This window comes from Arthrobacter sp. TJ-265 (assembly GCF_058269135.1).
The window spans coordinates 198,575-212,731 of the sequence record NZ_JBZCND010000004.1 but is presented as its reverse complement, the minus strand read 5'-3'; the positions used below and the strand labels follow the sequence as shown (position 1 = coordinate 212,731).

Annotated in this window: 17 protein-coding genes and 1 riboswitch; of the genes, 8 read left to right on the top strand and 9 right to left on the bottom strand. The window is 70.7% G+C overall.

The window, feature by feature from the left end; genetic code table 11:
• Window positions 1–17: 17 nt before the first annotated feature.
• Genes AC4D2E_RS14880 through AC4D2E_RS14870 form a run of 3 tightly spaced genes read right to left on the bottom strand, consistent with a single transcriptional unit; the run spans window position 18 to window position 1,797 of the window.
• A complete protein-coding gene (locus AC4D2E_RS14880; RefSeq protein ID WP_490953105.1) occupies window positions 18–164 on the bottom strand; it encodes a hypothetical protein in 147 nt (48 codons plus the stop codon).
• Window positions 161–1,123, bottom strand: coding sequence for a sulfite exporter TauE/SafE family protein (locus tag AC4D2E_RS14875; protein ID WP_490953104.1), 963 nt, complete (start codon window positions 1,121–1,123; stop codon window positions 161–163). Before AC4D2E_RS14875 ends, AC4D2E_RS14880 begins: the two co-directional genes overlap by 4 nt.
• Window positions 1,120–1,797 (bottom strand): rhodanese-like domain-containing protein, encoded by a 678-nt coding sequence (locus tag AC4D2E_RS14870; protein ID WP_490953103.1) that lies wholly within the window; start codon window positions 1,795–1,797, stop codon window positions 1,120–1,122. Before AC4D2E_RS14870 ends, AC4D2E_RS14875 begins: the two co-directional genes overlap by 4 nt.
• A 121-nt stretch (window positions 1,798–1,918) precedes the next feature.
• Between AC4D2E_RS14870 and AC4D2E_RS14865 the strand changes: the two genes are divergently transcribed.
• The 5 genes from AC4D2E_RS14865 to AC4D2E_RS14845 all read left to right on the top strand — a co-directional run bounded on the left by AC4D2E_RS14865 (window position 1,919) and on the right by AC4D2E_RS14845 (window position 5,240).
• Complete coding sequence (locus AC4D2E_RS14865; protein WP_104121696.1) at window positions 1,919–2,176, top strand: metal-sensitive transcriptional regulator; 258 nt, start codon at window positions 1,919–1,921, stop codon at window positions 2,174–2,176.
• 165 nt (window positions 2,177–2,341) lie between these two features.
• The gene (locus AC4D2E_RS14860) at window positions 2,342–2,563 is read left to right on the top strand and encodes a hypothetical protein (protein WP_104167887.1); all 222 of its coding nucleotides are present in this window, start codon (window positions 2,342–2,344) and stop codon (window positions 2,561–2,563) included.
• A gap of 58 nt (window positions 2,564–2,621) precedes the next feature.
• A complete protein-coding gene (locus AC4D2E_RS14855) occupies window positions 2,622–4,259 on the top strand; it encodes an ABC-F family ATP-binding cassette domain-containing protein (protein WP_104167886.1) in 1,638 nt (545 codons plus the stop codon).
• Window positions 4,260–4,345: 86 nt separating this feature from the next.
• Window positions 4,346–4,410: riboswitch (guanidine-III (ykkC-III) riboswitch) on the top strand.
• A gap of 7 nt (window positions 4,411–4,417) precedes the next feature.
• Complete coding sequence (locus AC4D2E_RS14850; RefSeq protein WP_104167885.1) at window positions 4,418–4,732, top strand: DMT family transporter; 315 nt, start codon at window positions 4,418–4,420, stop codon at window positions 4,730–4,732.
• A 97-nt stretch (window positions 4,733–4,829) separates the two neighbouring features.
• Complete coding sequence (locus tag AC4D2E_RS14845; RefSeq protein WP_146067459.1) at window positions 4,830–5,240, top strand: hypothetical protein; 411 nt, start codon at window positions 4,830–4,832, stop codon at window positions 5,238–5,240.
• 2 nt (window positions 5,241–5,242) lie between these two features.
• Here the strand turns inward: AC4D2E_RS14845 and AC4D2E_RS14840 are convergent, their stop codons facing one another.
• Entirely contained in the window at window positions 5,243–6,439 is a 1,197-nt protein-coding gene (locus tag AC4D2E_RS14840) for a TerC family protein (protein ID WP_104168224.1), read from the bottom strand.
• Window positions 6,440–6,557: 118 nt separating this feature from the next.
• On the opposite strand from AC4D2E_RS14840, the gene AC4D2E_RS14835 reads away from it, so the two are divergent.
• Both AC4D2E_RS14835 and AC4D2E_RS14830 read left to right on the top strand, forming a co-directional pair.
• The gene (locus AC4D2E_RS14835) at window positions 6,558–7,676 is read left to right on the top strand and encodes an alcohol dehydrogenase catalytic domain-containing protein (RefSeq protein WP_490953149.1); all 1,119 of its coding nucleotides are present in this window, start codon (window positions 6,558–6,560) and stop codon (window positions 7,674–7,676) included.
• Between the two features lie 76 nt (window positions 7,677–7,752).
• Window positions 7,753–8,616 (top strand): aldo/keto reductase, encoded by an 864-nt coding sequence (locus AC4D2E_RS14830; RefSeq protein WP_104167883.1) that lies wholly within the window; start codon window positions 7,753–7,755, stop codon window positions 8,614–8,616.
• 150 nt (window positions 8,617–8,766) lie between these two features.
• Here the strand turns inward: AC4D2E_RS14830 and AC4D2E_RS14825 are convergent, their stop codons facing one another.
• From AC4D2E_RS14825 to AC4D2E_RS14815, 3 genes are read right to left on the bottom strand one after another with little or no spacing between them, the layout of a single operon-like run.
• Window positions 8,767–9,417, bottom strand: coding sequence for a cyclase family protein (locus AC4D2E_RS14825; protein ID WP_490953102.1), 651 nt, complete (start codon window positions 9,415–9,417; stop codon window positions 8,767–8,769).
• Window positions 9,404–10,819, bottom strand: coding sequence for a purine-cytosine permease family protein (locus AC4D2E_RS14820; RefSeq protein WP_490953101.1), 1,416 nt, complete (start codon window positions 10,817–10,819; stop codon window positions 9,404–9,406). Before AC4D2E_RS14820 ends, AC4D2E_RS14825 begins: the two co-directional genes overlap by 14 nt.
• Window positions 10,816–11,253: a YybH family protein gene (locus AC4D2E_RS14815; RefSeq protein ID WP_104167880.1), complete on the bottom strand. Its 438-nt coding sequence runs from the start codon at window positions 11,251–11,253 to the stop codon at window positions 10,816–10,818. The genes AC4D2E_RS14820 and AC4D2E_RS14815 overlap by 4 nt, the downstream gene beginning before the upstream one ends.
• A 124-nt stretch (window positions 11,254–11,377) precedes the next feature.
• Here AC4D2E_RS14815 and AC4D2E_RS14810 point away from each other — a divergent pair, with 124 nt between their 5' ends.
• Complete coding sequence (locus AC4D2E_RS14810; RefSeq protein WP_490910207.1) at window positions 11,378–12,076, top strand: SDR family oxidoreductase; 699 nt, start codon at window positions 11,378–11,380, stop codon at window positions 12,074–12,076.
• A 163-nt stretch (window positions 12,077–12,239) separates the two neighbouring features.
• On the opposite strand, the gene AC4D2E_RS14805 is transcribed toward AC4D2E_RS14810, so the two are convergent.
• Together AC4D2E_RS14805 and AC4D2E_RS14800 are read right to left on the bottom strand one after the other, a co-directional pair.
• Entirely contained in the window at window positions 12,240–12,989 is a 750-nt protein-coding gene (locus tag AC4D2E_RS14805; RefSeq protein ID WP_490953100.1) for a YqjF family protein, read from the bottom strand.
• A complete protein-coding gene (locus tag AC4D2E_RS14800) occupies window positions 12,986–14,149 on the bottom strand; it encodes a glycoside hydrolase family 26 protein (protein WP_490953099.1) in 1,164 nt (387 codons plus the stop codon). Before AC4D2E_RS14800 ends, AC4D2E_RS14805 begins: the two co-directional genes overlap by 4 nt.
• Window positions 14,150–14,157 lie beyond the last annotated feature (8 nt).

Genomic DNA, 14,157 nt, shown 5'->3' with positions numbered 1-14,157 from the left:
CCGGTCACGCGCCCGGTCTATGGGGTCCGGGGCCGCCGGGAGGGCGCCTGCGCTCCGGCGCGGCCCGCCTGGTCGACAGGGAGGCCTGTAGCCTCGCGGACGTCGAGGACCTGCCCGTGGTGCCGGCGGTCGCTGGTCGCGGCGGTGGCGGTCTCGCTCATCATGCGTCCCTCCTGGGATCAGAGGGTGCGTGGTGGGGCTGGTGCAGGGATGGTGCGGCACCAGCCCCGTCGCCCCGTTCCCGGTTCCGGGCGCTGAGGGGACGGGCCGGAAGGATGAACCGCCGGGCGACGAGTGCCGCGAGCGCAATTCCGGCGACCATCGCGGCGACGAGGGGACGCGCGTCTGCAGGGACCTGCTGGATGAGGACGAAGGCGCCCATGGCCAGCACGAACCAGCCGAAGGCCTTGCGGAGGGCCACCTCGGGGATGCGGCCGGCGAGTTGCGCGCCGATCAGGGATCCGACGATCGCGGCGGCCGTGACCGCAAGGGTGAGCGGCCAGTCGATCTGCACCGTCGTGAGGTACCCGGCGAGGCCGGCGAAGGACTTCATGGAGATCACGACCAGGGAGGTGCCGACGGCCACGGACATCGGCAGCCCGCCGAGCAGGGCCAGGGCCGGGACGACGAGGAACCCGCCACCCGCCCCGACGAGCCCGGTGACCAGCCCGACCACCACGCCGTCGAGCAGGACCCGCCCGAGGGGAAGCTCACGCCTGACGCCGACAGCGGCCGTGCCATGAGTTGCCGTGCGGGGCTTCCTGCGGCCGCGGATCATGGCGATCGACGTGGCGACCATCATGAGGGCGAAGGCGACGAGCAGGATCTGTCCGGGGACGAACCCTCCGAGGAGCCCGCCGACGAACGCCCCGACCATGCCGGCCGCGCCGAAGATCAGCCCCGTCCGCCACATCACCCGGCCGCGCCGGGCGTGGCTGATGACGCTGACCGCGGAGGTGACGCCGACGACGAACAGGGACGCGGCGATCGCCTCCTTCGCCTCGAAGCCGGCCACGTAGACGAGGATCGGGACGGTCAGGATCGATCCGCCACCGCCCAGGACGCCCAGGGACAGGCCGATGAGGATCGACAGGGCCAGGACGAGGGCCAGGACCGCGTTCATGCCCCGTCGGCCCGTCGGCGGGCCTCGGCATTCCCGACGCCGACGAAAGCAGTGGGCAGGGTCAGGATCGCGGATTCCCGAGTGGGCTCCTGGGCCGCCCTGTTCCAGGGCATCGAGGACAGGGCACGGCCCATCGCGCACGTGTTCGTCGCGGCCGAGAAGGTCAGGCCGGTGCCGATGAGGCCTGCCAGGGTCCGGATCCTCGGGGAGACGAGGCGTCCTCCGGCGAGACCGACGAGGACGAGGGAGCCGGCGGCCATGCGGACCTGACGCTCGAGATCCCAGCGGCCGCCACCGCGCACCACGTCGCCGCCGACCGCGGCGTACCCGGGAACCCCGCCCGCCAGGACGTGGGCGGCGCCGATGCCCGATGCGGCCAGCTTCCGGCGTGCCTGCTCGGCGCGGACACCGGACTGGCAGGCCAGCACGACCCGGCCGCCCAAGCGGGCGGCGAGCTCGTCGGTGTGCTCCGACAGGAGCGGCAGCGGGACGTTGTACGAGCCATGGATGTGCAGGGACTCGAACTCCGCCGCAGACCGCACATCGATCACCACGAGATCCTCGTGCTCGGCCACCCAGTCCCGCAGCGTCTCGGGGGACAACTCCGTCAGGGCCGACGAGGACGTCGCCTCCGACACGATGGCGGCGGGGTTCACAGGGGAAGGGGTGCTCATGGGAGCCTCTCGGTCGAATCGGAAGGGTATACCCCCCGGAGTATTCCCTATACCCCCCGGGGTAGTCAAAATACCCTTGGGGGTATAAGCTCGACAGGTACCCCGACATCTGGAGAAGACCATGCAGCTCGACCCGACCGAAATGACGCCTGTCATCAACCGCCTCAAGCGTGCCCAGGGGCAGCTCGCCGCGGTCACCCGCATGCTCGAGGAAGGCAAGGACTGCAAGGACGTCGTCACCCAGCTCGCAGCCGTCTCGAAGGCGCTGGACCGCGCCGGGTTCGCCGTGATCGCCAGCGGCCTCGAACAGTGCATCGTCCGCGAGGACACCAGCCTCGACAAGAAGGAGCTCGAGAAGCTCTTCCTCACCCTCGCCTGATCCGGTGGACCTGGCCCGAAGGAGGAGCCGGCAGGGCTGCCCGGCGCCGCGTCCTGCCGGCGTCGAGAACTAAACGTCCCGGAAACACTCCCGCAATACCGCTCCCGAATCATGGAGACAGCCCGCCGTTCCAACGGGCCGACCCTGGATCACCGAGGAGTACCGATGACCGCCATCGCCACCCGCACCACCGTCCGCATCCTCGACCTCCGCGCGCTGACCCCGGGAACGATCGTCGAAGCCCGTCGCAGGGACGAAGTGCACTACCGCGGGCGCGTGGAGGACACTGCCCCCGGGCTCGGCGTCGTCTGGATCCGCGACGACCTGGCCGGGCACCGCGCCATCCTCCACCTCGACGAGTACAGCATCTGGCGGGTCGCGGGGTGAGCCGCCCGTCCGGCAGTTCCGCCCTCAGCACGAGCGGGCACCCTCCTAGACTGGAGGGATGACTGCAACCCTCGTGGCGAAGGACCTGTCCGGGGGCCACGCCCACCGCACCCTCTTCTCGAAGCTCGACCTCACCGTGTCGCCCGGGGACGTCGTCGGCGTCGTGGGGGCCAACGGCGCCGGGAAGACCACGCTCCTGCGCCTCCTCGCCGGAGCGGACACCCCCCTTGCCGGCACCGTCCGGACCACCCCGGCCGACGCCTTCGTGGGGTGGCTCCCGCAGGAGCACGAGCGCGTCGCGGGTGAGACGGTGGCCGCCTACCTCGGGCGGCGGACCGGCACGACGGCGGCAACCCTCGCCATGGAGGACGCCGCCGCGGCGCTCGGAAGCGGGGCGAAGGGCGCCGACGACGCCTACGCCCTGGCGCTCGACCACTGGATGTCCTCCGGGGCCGTGGACCTCGAGGACCGCATGCCGGCCGTCCTCGCCGACGTCGCCGGGGGCCTCGACCCGTCCACCCCCACCGCTGCCCTGTCCGGCGGGCAGCTCGCGCGGGTCGCGCTCGCCGCCCTGCTGCTGAGCCGCTTCGACATCGTGCTCCTCGACGAGCCCACCAACGACCTGGACCTCGCCGGCCTCGACCGGCTGGAATCGTTCATCCAGAACCTGCGCGGCGGCGCGGTCCTCGTCTCGCACGACCGCGAGTTCCTGGCGCGCTGCGTGACCACCGTCGTCGAGCTGGACCTCGCCCAGAACAGGGTGGCGGTGTACGACGGCGGGTACGACGCCTTCCTGGAGGAACGCGCCGTAGCGCGCCGGCACGCCCGCGAGGCGTACGAGGAGTACGCGGACAAGAAGCAGGACCTCGTGGGCCGGGCCCGGACCCAGCGGGAGTGGAGCTCGCAGGGCGTCCGCAACGCCATGAAGAAGAGCCCCGACAATGACAAGATCCGCCGCAGGGCCAGCATGGAGTCCTCCGAGAAGCAGGCGCAGAAGGTCCGCCAGATGGAATCGCGCATCGCCCGGCTGGACGAGGTCGAGGAACCCCGCAAGGAATGGCAGCTGCAGTTCACCATCGGCGCTGCACCGCGCTCGAGTTCCGTGGTCGCCACCCTGAACAACGCCTCCGTCACGCAGGGCGCCTTCACCCTCGGGCCCGTGTCCGTCCAGGTGAACGCGGGTGAGCGCATCGGGATCACCGGCCCCAACGGTGCCGGGAAGTCCACGCTCCTGCGCCTCCTGCTCGGTCATCAGACGCCCGACGGCGGCGCGACCGCCCTCGGCTCCAGCGTGGCCGTCGGCGAGATCGACCAGGCCCGCGGTCAGCTCGACGACGCCCTCCCCCTCGGGACGGCCTTCGAGTCCCTCGTGCCGGAGATGGCGCAGGGCGAGGTCCGCACCCTGCTCGCCAAGTTCGGGCTGAAGGCCGACCAGGTACGCGCCGCCGTCGGCTCCCTCTCCCCCGGCGAGCGGACCCGTGCCGGGCTCGCCCTGCTGCAGGCGCGCGGCGTGAACCTCCTGGTCCTGGACGAACCGACCAACCACCTCGACCTGCCGGCGATCGAGCAGCTGGAGGACGCCCTCGAGTCCTACACGGGTGCGCTGCTGCTCGTCACGCACGACCGCCGGCTGCTGGAGAACGTGCGCCTCGACGAGCGCTGGCAGGTGGAGGACGGCAGGGTCACCGTCGGCTGAGCCCGGCATCGTACCCGCGCCGGAAGCCTCTCGCCCGACCCGGACGAGCCCTCCCCCGATCCCGCATCCGTGACAGCATGGATCCCGAAGCGCGGACTGCTGCTTCCCGGACGAGGGGTGCCGTACCCGGTAGGCGACAAGACGGCCCGGAGAGAGTCATGGCCTGGATCGTCCTCGTAGTATCCGGAGTCCTCGAAGCCGTCTGGGCGACAGCCCTCGGCCGATCGGAGGGCTTCACCCGGCTCGCGCCGACCGTGGTGTTCGGCATCGCCATCGCCGCGAGCATGGCCGGCCTGGCCTATGCGATGCGGACCCTGCCCGTCGGGACGGCGTATGCGGTCTGGGTGGGCATCGGCGCGTCACTGACCGTCGTCTACGCGATGGCGACCGGCACCGAGCCGGCGTCGCTCCTGAAGATCGTGTTCCTGCTGATGATCGTCGGCGGCGTCATCGGGCTGAAACTCGTGCACTAGACCATCCCTTGCGCCAAAACTGAGTCTGCACACCCGTTTCAGTTGACGTTGGTCCGACAGGATCGGTGAAGGCCCCACCGGGGGCCACGACCGGGGGTTGAGCAGAATGCAGCACGACGACACGCTGAGGGCCATGGAGTTCGCCGGGCTTTCCGTCTACGAGACGTGGATGCACTACTGCAACATGGGGGGCGCGGGCGACTACTTCGAGTTCGACGCATACCTCCACGGGATCGTCCGCCTCGACGCCGAGGACGCCGATGTCGTGTCGCAGGCCGTCAACGAACTCGTCGACGACGTCCTCCCCGCCGAGCAGTCCCGCGTCAGCCGTGCCCCCTACTCGTGGACCCGGTACCCGGAGCCGGCGGCAGGTCGGGGCGACGACGACCCGGTCCGCGCCCTGACCAGCCCCGGCGTCCCGCTGCCCCCCGGAGCCCCGCTGGAACTCCTCGGGGAGATCCTCGGCAGCAGCGTCCTGAACGGCTCGGTCGCAGGTGGGCGGGCGTAGGGCTACCCGCGCGGTTCCCGCTCCAGCGCGGCGTCGTGCTCGGCATGCGCCCGGCGGATCAGCTCCATGAACTCGGTCTCGTTCCGGATGAGGCGCTTGAACTTCTCGGGCAGCGCCCTCAGTCCCTCCTCCTCGGCGCACAGCTTCGCGAAGATCTTCTCCCGCTCGGCGATGTCGGTCTCGTAGTTGAGATCCAGGTACTCGGTGGCATGCCGCTTCGCCCCGGAGATGGCGTTCTTCGCCCGTCCCTTGGGGCTCAGGACCGAAGCCAGGACGGTCACGATCAGCACCCCGAGGATCACGCTCAACGAGACCCCGGTACTGATCTCGACCACCTCGACGTGCTCGCCGCCGTTGATGAACGGCAGGGTGTTCTCGTGCAGGGCGTGGAGGATGAGCTTCACGCCGATGAACCCGAGGATCACGGCGAGGCCGTAGGAGAGGTAGATCAGGCGGTCCAGCAGCTCGTCGATCAGGAAGTACAGCTGCCGCAGGCCCATGAGCGAGAAGGCCGTGGCCGTGAACACGATGAACGTGTTCTGCGTCAGGCCGAAGATCGCGGGGATGGAGTCGAGGGCGAAGAGGATGTCCGTGCCGCCGATCGCGACCATGACCAGCAGCATGGGCGTGAGGACGCGCTTGCCGTCCACCATGGTGAACAGCTTGTCGCCGTCGTAGTGCTCGGAGGCGGGGAGGAAGCGCTTCGCGAGCCTGATGATCAGGCTGTCGCCGGCGTCGTCGTGCCCGTCCGGCTTCAGCAGGTTGCCCGCGGTGAGCAGGAGGATCAGGCCGAAGATGTAGAACACCCAGGCGAAGGTGTTGATCAGTGCGGCACCCAGGAAGATGAACCCGGTGCGGGCGATCAGCGCGAAGACGATGCCGAAGAGCAGTACCTTCTGCTGATCCGCGCGAGGCACCTTGAAGCTCGCCATGATTATGAGGAAGACGAACAGGTTGTCCACGGAGAGCGCCTTCTCCGTGACGTACCCGGCGAAGTACTCGGTGCCCATGGTCGGTCCGCCGAAGACCAGCACGCCGACGCCGAACAGCAGCGCCAGGCCCACGTAGATCGAGGACCAGATCGCCGACTCGCGCAGCGTGGGGGTGTGCGCCTTGCGCACGTGGAAGAAGAAGTCGAACAGCAGCAGCCCGACGATGCCGATGATGGTGCCGACCCAGACGTAGAACGGTGTTTCCATGCTGCGCATCTCCCGCCGTCGTTGGTGATGGTCTTCGATTGTCCCGCTAACGGTACGGGTACACCCCTAGACTGGCGCAGTCCCTACCTTTTTGACGAGGAATGCCATGAGCCCGATGATGCGTGCTGCAGTGCTTCGCGCCGCCGAACTGCCCGTTCCCTACGCGGAGAGCACCCCGCTGTCCCTCGAATCGGTCCCCGTCCCTGAACCGCGCCCCGGCGAGGTGCTCGTGCGGATCGCCCGGGCGAGCCTGTGCCACTCGGACCTGTCGGTGATCGACGGGTCCCGCATCCGCCCCCTGCCGATGGCCCTCGGGCACGAGGCGACCGGCGTCGTCGAGGGCGTCGGCGACGGCGTCGGCGACGTGCGGGTCGGCGACCACGTGGTGCTCGTCTTCGTGCCCGCCTGCGGGGAATGCCGTGCCTGCTCGGCCGGCCGGCCGGCTCTCTGCTACCGGGGCGCGGAGGCCAACGGCAGCGGCGACCTGCTGCACGGGCCCGCCCTGCTGCGCGACGCCGACGGCGGGCGCGTCAACCACCACCTCGGCGTCTCCGCATTCGCGCAGTACGCCGTCGTGGCCCGCGAATCGGTGGTCGTCATCGACGACGACGTCCCGTTCGACATCGCCGCCATGTTCGGCTGCGCGGCCCTGACCGGGATCGGCGCCGTCCTGAACACGGCCGCCGTCCGGGAGGGGCAGTCGGTCGTCGTCTTCGGCCTCGGCGCGGTGGGCCTCATGGCCGTGATGGCCGCGGCCCAGATCCCCGGCACCACCGTCATCGCGATCGACCCGCTCGCCTCCAAGCAGGAGCTCGGCCTGCGCTGCGGAGCGCAGCATGCGGGCGCCCCGGACGAGGCCGCCGACCTGGTGCGGCGCGTCACGGACGGCGGGGCCGACGTCGTGATCGAGGCGGTGGGGAGCGCCCGCGTGATGGAAGCGGGCCTGCAGCTGCTCGCCCGGGGTGGCGCCCTCGTGTCCGTGGGCCTGCCGCACCCGGACCAGGAGATCTCCACCCAGGCCCTGCAGTTCGCCGGGCAGGGGCGGCGCCTGCTCGGGTCCTACATGGGGGACGCCGTTCCCGAACGGGACCTCCCCGCCTACCTGGAGCTGTGGCGGCAGGGACGCCTGCCGGTCGAACTGCTCCACACGGACACCCGGCCGCTCGAGGACCTCAACGAGAGCCTCGACGCGCTCGCCGAGGGCCGGGTGGTACGGCGGATCTTCACGCTCGGCTAGTACCGGAGCCGGTTCCCCGCGGGCTGTGAAGCGTGCTTACCATGTGGTCGGCACGTCTATCCAAAGGAGAACGACAATGCAGCAACGCTCGCTCGGCGGTACCCCGGTCAGCGCCCTCGGCCTGGGCGGCATGCCCATGTCCATCGAGGGACGTCCCGACGAGGACCGTTCCATCCGCACCATCCACGCTGCGCTCGACGCCGGTGTCACCCTGATCGACACCGCGGACGCCTATCACCGCGACGCCGACGAGGTGGGCCACAACGAGCTGCTGATCGCGAAGGCGCTGGCCCACTACGGCGGGGACAGCTCCGGCGTCCTCGTCGCCACGAAGGGCGGGCACCTTCGGCCGGGCGACGGGTCGTGGACGCTGAACGGCCGCCCCGAGTACCTGAAGGAGGCGGCGAAGGCCTCGCTCAAGCGGCTCGGCGGGGACGCGATCGACCTCTACCAGTTCCACCGACCGGACCCCGAGGTCCCCTACGAGGAGTCCGTGGGTGCCCTCAAGGACCTCCTGGACGAGGGCGTCATCCGCATGGCCGGTATCTCGAACGCCACCGTGCACCAGATCCGGAAGGCGAACGAGATCCTCGGCGGAGCCCTGGCCTCGGTGCAGAACCAGTTCTCCCCCGCCTTCCGGTCGAGTGAGGACGAGCTCCGTTACTGCGGCGAGAACGGCATCGCCTTCCTGCCCTGGAGCCCGCTCGGCGGCATCAAGAAGGCCGGCGGGCTCGGCGAGCAGTTCACGCCCTTCCAGGAGATCGCCGACGCGCACGGTGTCAGCCCCCAGCAGGTGTGCCTGGCCTGGGAGCTCGCCCTGGCACCGACGGTCATCCCCATCCCGGGCGCATCCCGCCCGGAGAGCATCCAGGATTCGGCCCGCGCCGAGGAGCTCGAGCTGTCCTCCGACGAGATCGCGATGCTCTCCCGCACCGACTGACCGGCACCACGTCCGCGTCGCACGCCCGCGTTCCCTCCGGGGGGCGCGGGCGTCCGCGTCACGGGACCCTCCCGGTCCCGTGGGGTGCCGGGCCCCGCCGATCGGTCACGGCCCGGGGCCGCCGCGCCGGGCACGATCGCCCAGGAGCCGTCAGGCGTCCGGCTGCATCGCGACGGCTCGGACGGGCGCGCCGTCCGTCCCGGCCAGGGCGAGCGGGAGTACCGACACCAGCGGGCGGTCCCAGGTGACCTGCGCCAGGTTCGCGAGGTTCTCGACGATCACCCCGTCCGCGCCGAGGAAGACGGCGTGGAACGGCAGATCGTCCCCGTTGTCGAGGGTGGCGTCCGGGTTGAGGGTGTCGACGCCGACCACGGTGATCCCGGCGGTGAGCAGCTGCCGGGCCACCTCGGCCGCGAGGACCGGGTGCTCGAGGTAGCGCTCCGTCCCGAAGTGCTCGGACCAGTCCGTGCGGAACAGCACCATGGCGACGCCGTCGAGGTCCTCGAGCTGATCGGCCACGGCGGACCACGGGATCATCTCGCGGGCGGCGAGACCCGTGCACCGCACGATCCTCGCGGACCCCACGAGCCGGGCGAGGTCGATGTCGTCCACCGCCCGCCCTCCGGGGATCGAATGGAGGGGGGCATCGAGGTGGGTCCCGGTGTGGGAGCCGGCGTGCAGGGATGCCACCTGGTAGCCGTCCTCGACGACGGTGGTCACCGTGGTCAGCGTGACCTCCGGGTCCCCTGGATAGACCTGCATCCCGGTGTGGACCGGCTGGGACAGGTCAACGATCCGCACGGGCGGGACTTTCCTCCGGCAGGTCGAGCAGGTGGACGTGGGGGCGCCGCGTGCGGTCGATCCGCCCGGTGGCCGCTGCCCAGGCCAGGTACAGCACGGCCGAGAGCACGAAGGTGGGGATCGTTGCGCCGATGGGGCTCGGGACACGGTAGGTCAGCAGCAGGGAGGCGCCCGCCCCGACCAGCCACACCAGCACGGCGGCGATGTTGACTCCCCCGCGGTACCAGTACTCCCCGCCACGGGTGCGCAGGATGTCGCGTCCGTAGTGGCGCGACTTCAGCACGTAGTAGTCGACGAGCATGACGGCGAAGACCGGGATGAACAGTGCGCCGATCACCGTCAGGAAGGCGGTGAACTGGTCGAGGAGGGCCAGCCACGTGGAGCCGAGGATCGAGATCACGCCGAGGACGATCGCCGTCGGCAGGAACGTGACGCGGCGCGACGGCGCCATGTTCACCACGGAGGCGACCATCCCGTACACCACCATGGTGTTCGTCGCCATGACGGACAGGAAGATCACGACGGCCAGCGGTGCGCCGAACGCGGCGACGATCACGGTGGGGTCGAAGGGAACGGCCTCGCCGCCGTCGAGCACCACGTAGCCGATGGCCGTGGCGCCGAGGGTCATGGCGAGGACCGTGGACAGGACGTAGCCCACCCCGGAACCGATCATGCCGGCTGCCTGCGTCCGGGCGAGGCGGTTGAACTCTGCGGAGAGGACGGTCCACGAGATGGCGGTCGCGATGACGACGTCGAGCGTCGCGACGGGCGTCCACCCGGCGGCGGCGTCCTGCGGGATCGCCGCGAAGTCCGCCGGACCGTACGCGAGGAACGCCGTGGTGAAGATGTAGGCCATGAAGGCGAGGATCACGAGGGCGAGCCACGGCTCCACGCGGGCGATGCCCGTGTGGCCGAAGATCGCGAGGCAGACCACGAGCAGCTGGCAGAGGACGGAGAACAGCACCGGGCTGGAGAAGCCGGTGGCCTGCTCGACGAGGAAATTGACCGTGACCCCCGCGAGCATCGCCTGGACCCAGCTCCAGCCCATCAGGATGATCACGTTCGCGGCGACCGGGAGGAAGGAGCCGCGGAGCCCGAAGGAACCCTTCGTGAGCGACATCGTGGCCAGGCCGGTCCGGGTGCCCATGTTCCCGACCAGCACCAGCACCGAGCCGCCGATCAGGGTCCCGAGGACGATCATGCCGACCGCGAGGCCCCAGCTGATGCCCGGGACGAAGAGCGTCCCGGTGAGCAGGGTGGTCACGACGAGGTTGGCGGCGAGCCAGATCATGCCCATGCGCGCGGTCCCGAGCGTGCCGCGGAGGGGGCCGTACCCGTCGGAGTTCTTGTCGAGGTGGTCGGACAGGCGCCGATACGCCGAGGTCCGGGAGGCCTGCGTCATGCTGCGCTCTCTTCCGTGGGGTCTTCGAGGGCGGGGCTCAGGTGTTCGTGGACGGCCTCGATCGAGGACCCGGCGCGGCGGAACACGATCGTCTCCCGCTCGCTGGTCGTCCCGGTCGCGCCTCCGACCGAGGTGGTCGTCCGGACGTGATGGGTGAAGATCGCCGTGGTCCCGACCACCTGCACGCGGGGACCGCTGCTGATGCAGTCCGTCACGCGCCAGCCATCCGCCATCCACCCCGCCCACAGCTCCTCGTAGGCGGCCCTGTCCTCGAGCCGGCGGGGCTCCGTGTGGAACACGAAGGTGGCGTCCGGGGCGAAGCACCGGAAGTACGCCTCGGTGTCCGTCGCGCGGAAAGCGGTCACGAGCGCGTCGGCTGCCGCGAGGACCTCGGCCTCCGTGAGGATCTCATGGGGTGGATTCACGTCAGGCATGTGCCCTCTCATCTCTCTGAAGTTGTCCCCCAGTGAACTTTTGTTGTCAGGCGATTTTGTGTGACGTGGACTTCATTGTCAAAGCACGCCCGGCGGGTGAACAGCCCGTTGCTAGGGTGAGGGCATGTCCTCCTCTCCCGTCGCCCTCATCACGGGCGCCTCCCGCGGCATCGGCCGTGCCATCGCCGACGAGCTCGGCACCACGCACCACCTGCTGCTCGGCGGACGTGACCTGACCGCCCTCGCGGAGCTGTCGGCGTCGTTCCCCTCCGCGGAACCGTTCGCCGCGGAACTGCGCGATTCCGGCCAGGTGGCCGCCGCGGTCGCCGGCATCCCGCGACTGGACGTCCTCGTCCACTCCGCGGGTGTCCTGCGGATGGGGTCGGTCGCGGAGCTGTCCGACGACGCCTGGCGCGAGAGCTTCGAGGTCAACGTGTTCGCGGTGGCCGCCCTCACGAAGGCGCTGCTCCCGGCCCTGCGCGCGGCCGGCGGCCAGGTCATCGCCATCAACAGCGGCTCCGGCTACAGTTCCGGGGCGGGTTCCGCCGCGTACAGCGGCACCAAGTTCGCGCTGCGCGCCCTCACGGACGCCCTGCGCGAGGAGGAGCGCCCGCACGGCGTCCGGGTCAGCTCCATCCACCCCGGCAGGGTCGCCACGGACATGCAGGAGGAACTGCATACCTGGGAGGGCAGGGACTACCGGCCCGAGGCGTGGATCCAGCCGGACCAGGTAGCCCGGGCCGTACGCCTCGCCGTGGACGCGACCCGCGAATCGACGATCGAGACACTCAGCATCCGGCCCTCGGGCATCGCACGCGCGTGACGGTGCCGGCCGGGGCGTAGCGTCATGACGCGGGCTCCGGTGAGAAGCACAGGCCCCGGCTGTACTCGGCCCCGCTCTCGGCCCGGTCGTCCTCGACCGTGATGCCCCCGTCGAGCACCGCCCCGCAGGACGCGGCGGGAGCGGACAGGAGGGGGTCCGAGGGTCAGGGACGGTGGACCACGCGAGGCTTCCCGAACTGCGTCTGCACGCCGGGCGAGAACAGCACGGAATCCGGCGGACCGTCCACGTGGAGCCCCGCCGCGGCGAGCAGCCCATCGTCGAGCTCCGTCAGGGTGGCGGGGTGGAGCGGCCAGGGCGTGTGGGTGTTGGGGATGTAGAGGGTGCGTCCGGCGAGGACGCTGTGCAGCCCGAAGCGCGCGGTGAGCTCCAGGGACAGCGCGTCCGCCGCCGTCGCGCCCGTGTCCGGCCGCACGGCGAAGCGGGAGCGGGCCTGCCGCCGGTACCGGGCGACGTCGTACCCGTACTCCCTGCGCTCACCCTCCCCACGCGCGAGCGGCGCGCACTGCGACCACACGTAGGGGATTCCGCCGGCGCGGGCGGCGAGGACGACGGCGAGGCGGGAGGCATCCAGCGTCACGAACACGACGCCGCGGACGCCGTCGGGGCCGCGTGAGTAGAGCCGGACGTTGATCTCGGTGAACGACCCGACGTACGGGACGGGCAGGCCGCGGCCCAGTCCCGCGCCGATCATCCGGAAGCCGATCAGTCCCACCCAGGAGGAGCCGTCCACCTCGTCCGGCACGACGCCGGGCGGCATGAACCCGGCGACGGCCGCGGCGTCGATCCGCCAGTGCAGGAAGACGGCGTCCGCCCAGTACTGGTCCATGATCACGGGGCGTGGCAGCTCCGGGGCGAGGTACCGGTCCGGGCCCTGATGGGGTTCGGCGGTCATGACAGCGGCTCCCCGCAGTCCTCGGGCTCGTCGGCGAACCGGTACCAGTCGGGCAGCGCGGCCGTGAACTCGGCGCGGATCGCGGGATCCTCGACGACGGTCCAGTCCACGGCCGAGCCCACCTCGGGTTCGACCTTGTTCCACTCGAACCAGTTGACCATCGCGAGTCGCGGGAAGCGCTCCTGGACGGCCGGGTCGAAGACCTGCTGCCACCAGGCACGCTTGATGTTCAGGGTTCGCAGGCCGCCGATGTCATCGCGGACGAGCGCCGCGGTCTCCGGGATGGCGACGGGTTTGCCGTGGCCCACGCCGTACTCGGCGTAGAAGTCGGGGAGCATCGTCTCGTCGCCGTTGGCGCCGTCGTAGGTGCCGGTGAGCTGGGCGACGAACTTGCCCTCCTCGGGCATCTCGCTCTCGCCCCAGGGGTAGGTGCTCCCCCAGTGGTAGATGGTCATGCCGACCCAGTCGACGGCGTCGTCGCCGGGGTAGTAGGGCGCGTAGGGGTCGTCGAGCGCGGTCAGCACGCCGTCCCCGGTGGTGTCGAGCGCCGGGAAGCCGGCGGCTCCGGGGAGGGACTCCTGGGCGCCCCCGGCGAAGGGATAGCCGCCGCCGTAGTTCGGGGCCCACATCATCGCGGACCCCGGGGCGTCGGCGTGGACGGCGTCGGCCACGCGGCGGAAGGCCTCGATGTACTCGCCGGGCTGCTGCCCCCAGGCGTACCAGGAGCCGTTCATCTCGTGGGCGAACCTCACGATGACCGGCACCCCGCTGGTGTTGAAGCCCGCGAGCAGGGCCGCGAGCTCCCCCGCGCGCTCGTCGGTGACGGCGGCCAGACCCTCCACGGGCTCCAGCGTCAGCAGGAGCATGGCTCCCGTCTGTCGCGCCTGCTCGGCGGCGGCACTGACGAGGTCCGGGTCCTCCGGGGCGAACGGGAAGTCCGCGAAGGTCACGGCCACGGCAGGGCGCTCGCCGAGCTTGTCCGAGTACTCGGCGAGGGTCTCCCTCCCCCACTCCAGGTTCACGCCCATGAGCGTGCCCTCGGCCGGCGCGAGGTTCCGGCCATCGATGGGGTCGCAGGCGACGGCGGCAGGGTTGATGTTGCAGGCGCACAGGCAGAGGAGCAACAGCGCCGTGACGAGGCGCGCAAGGTTTGAGACCACGGTGACAA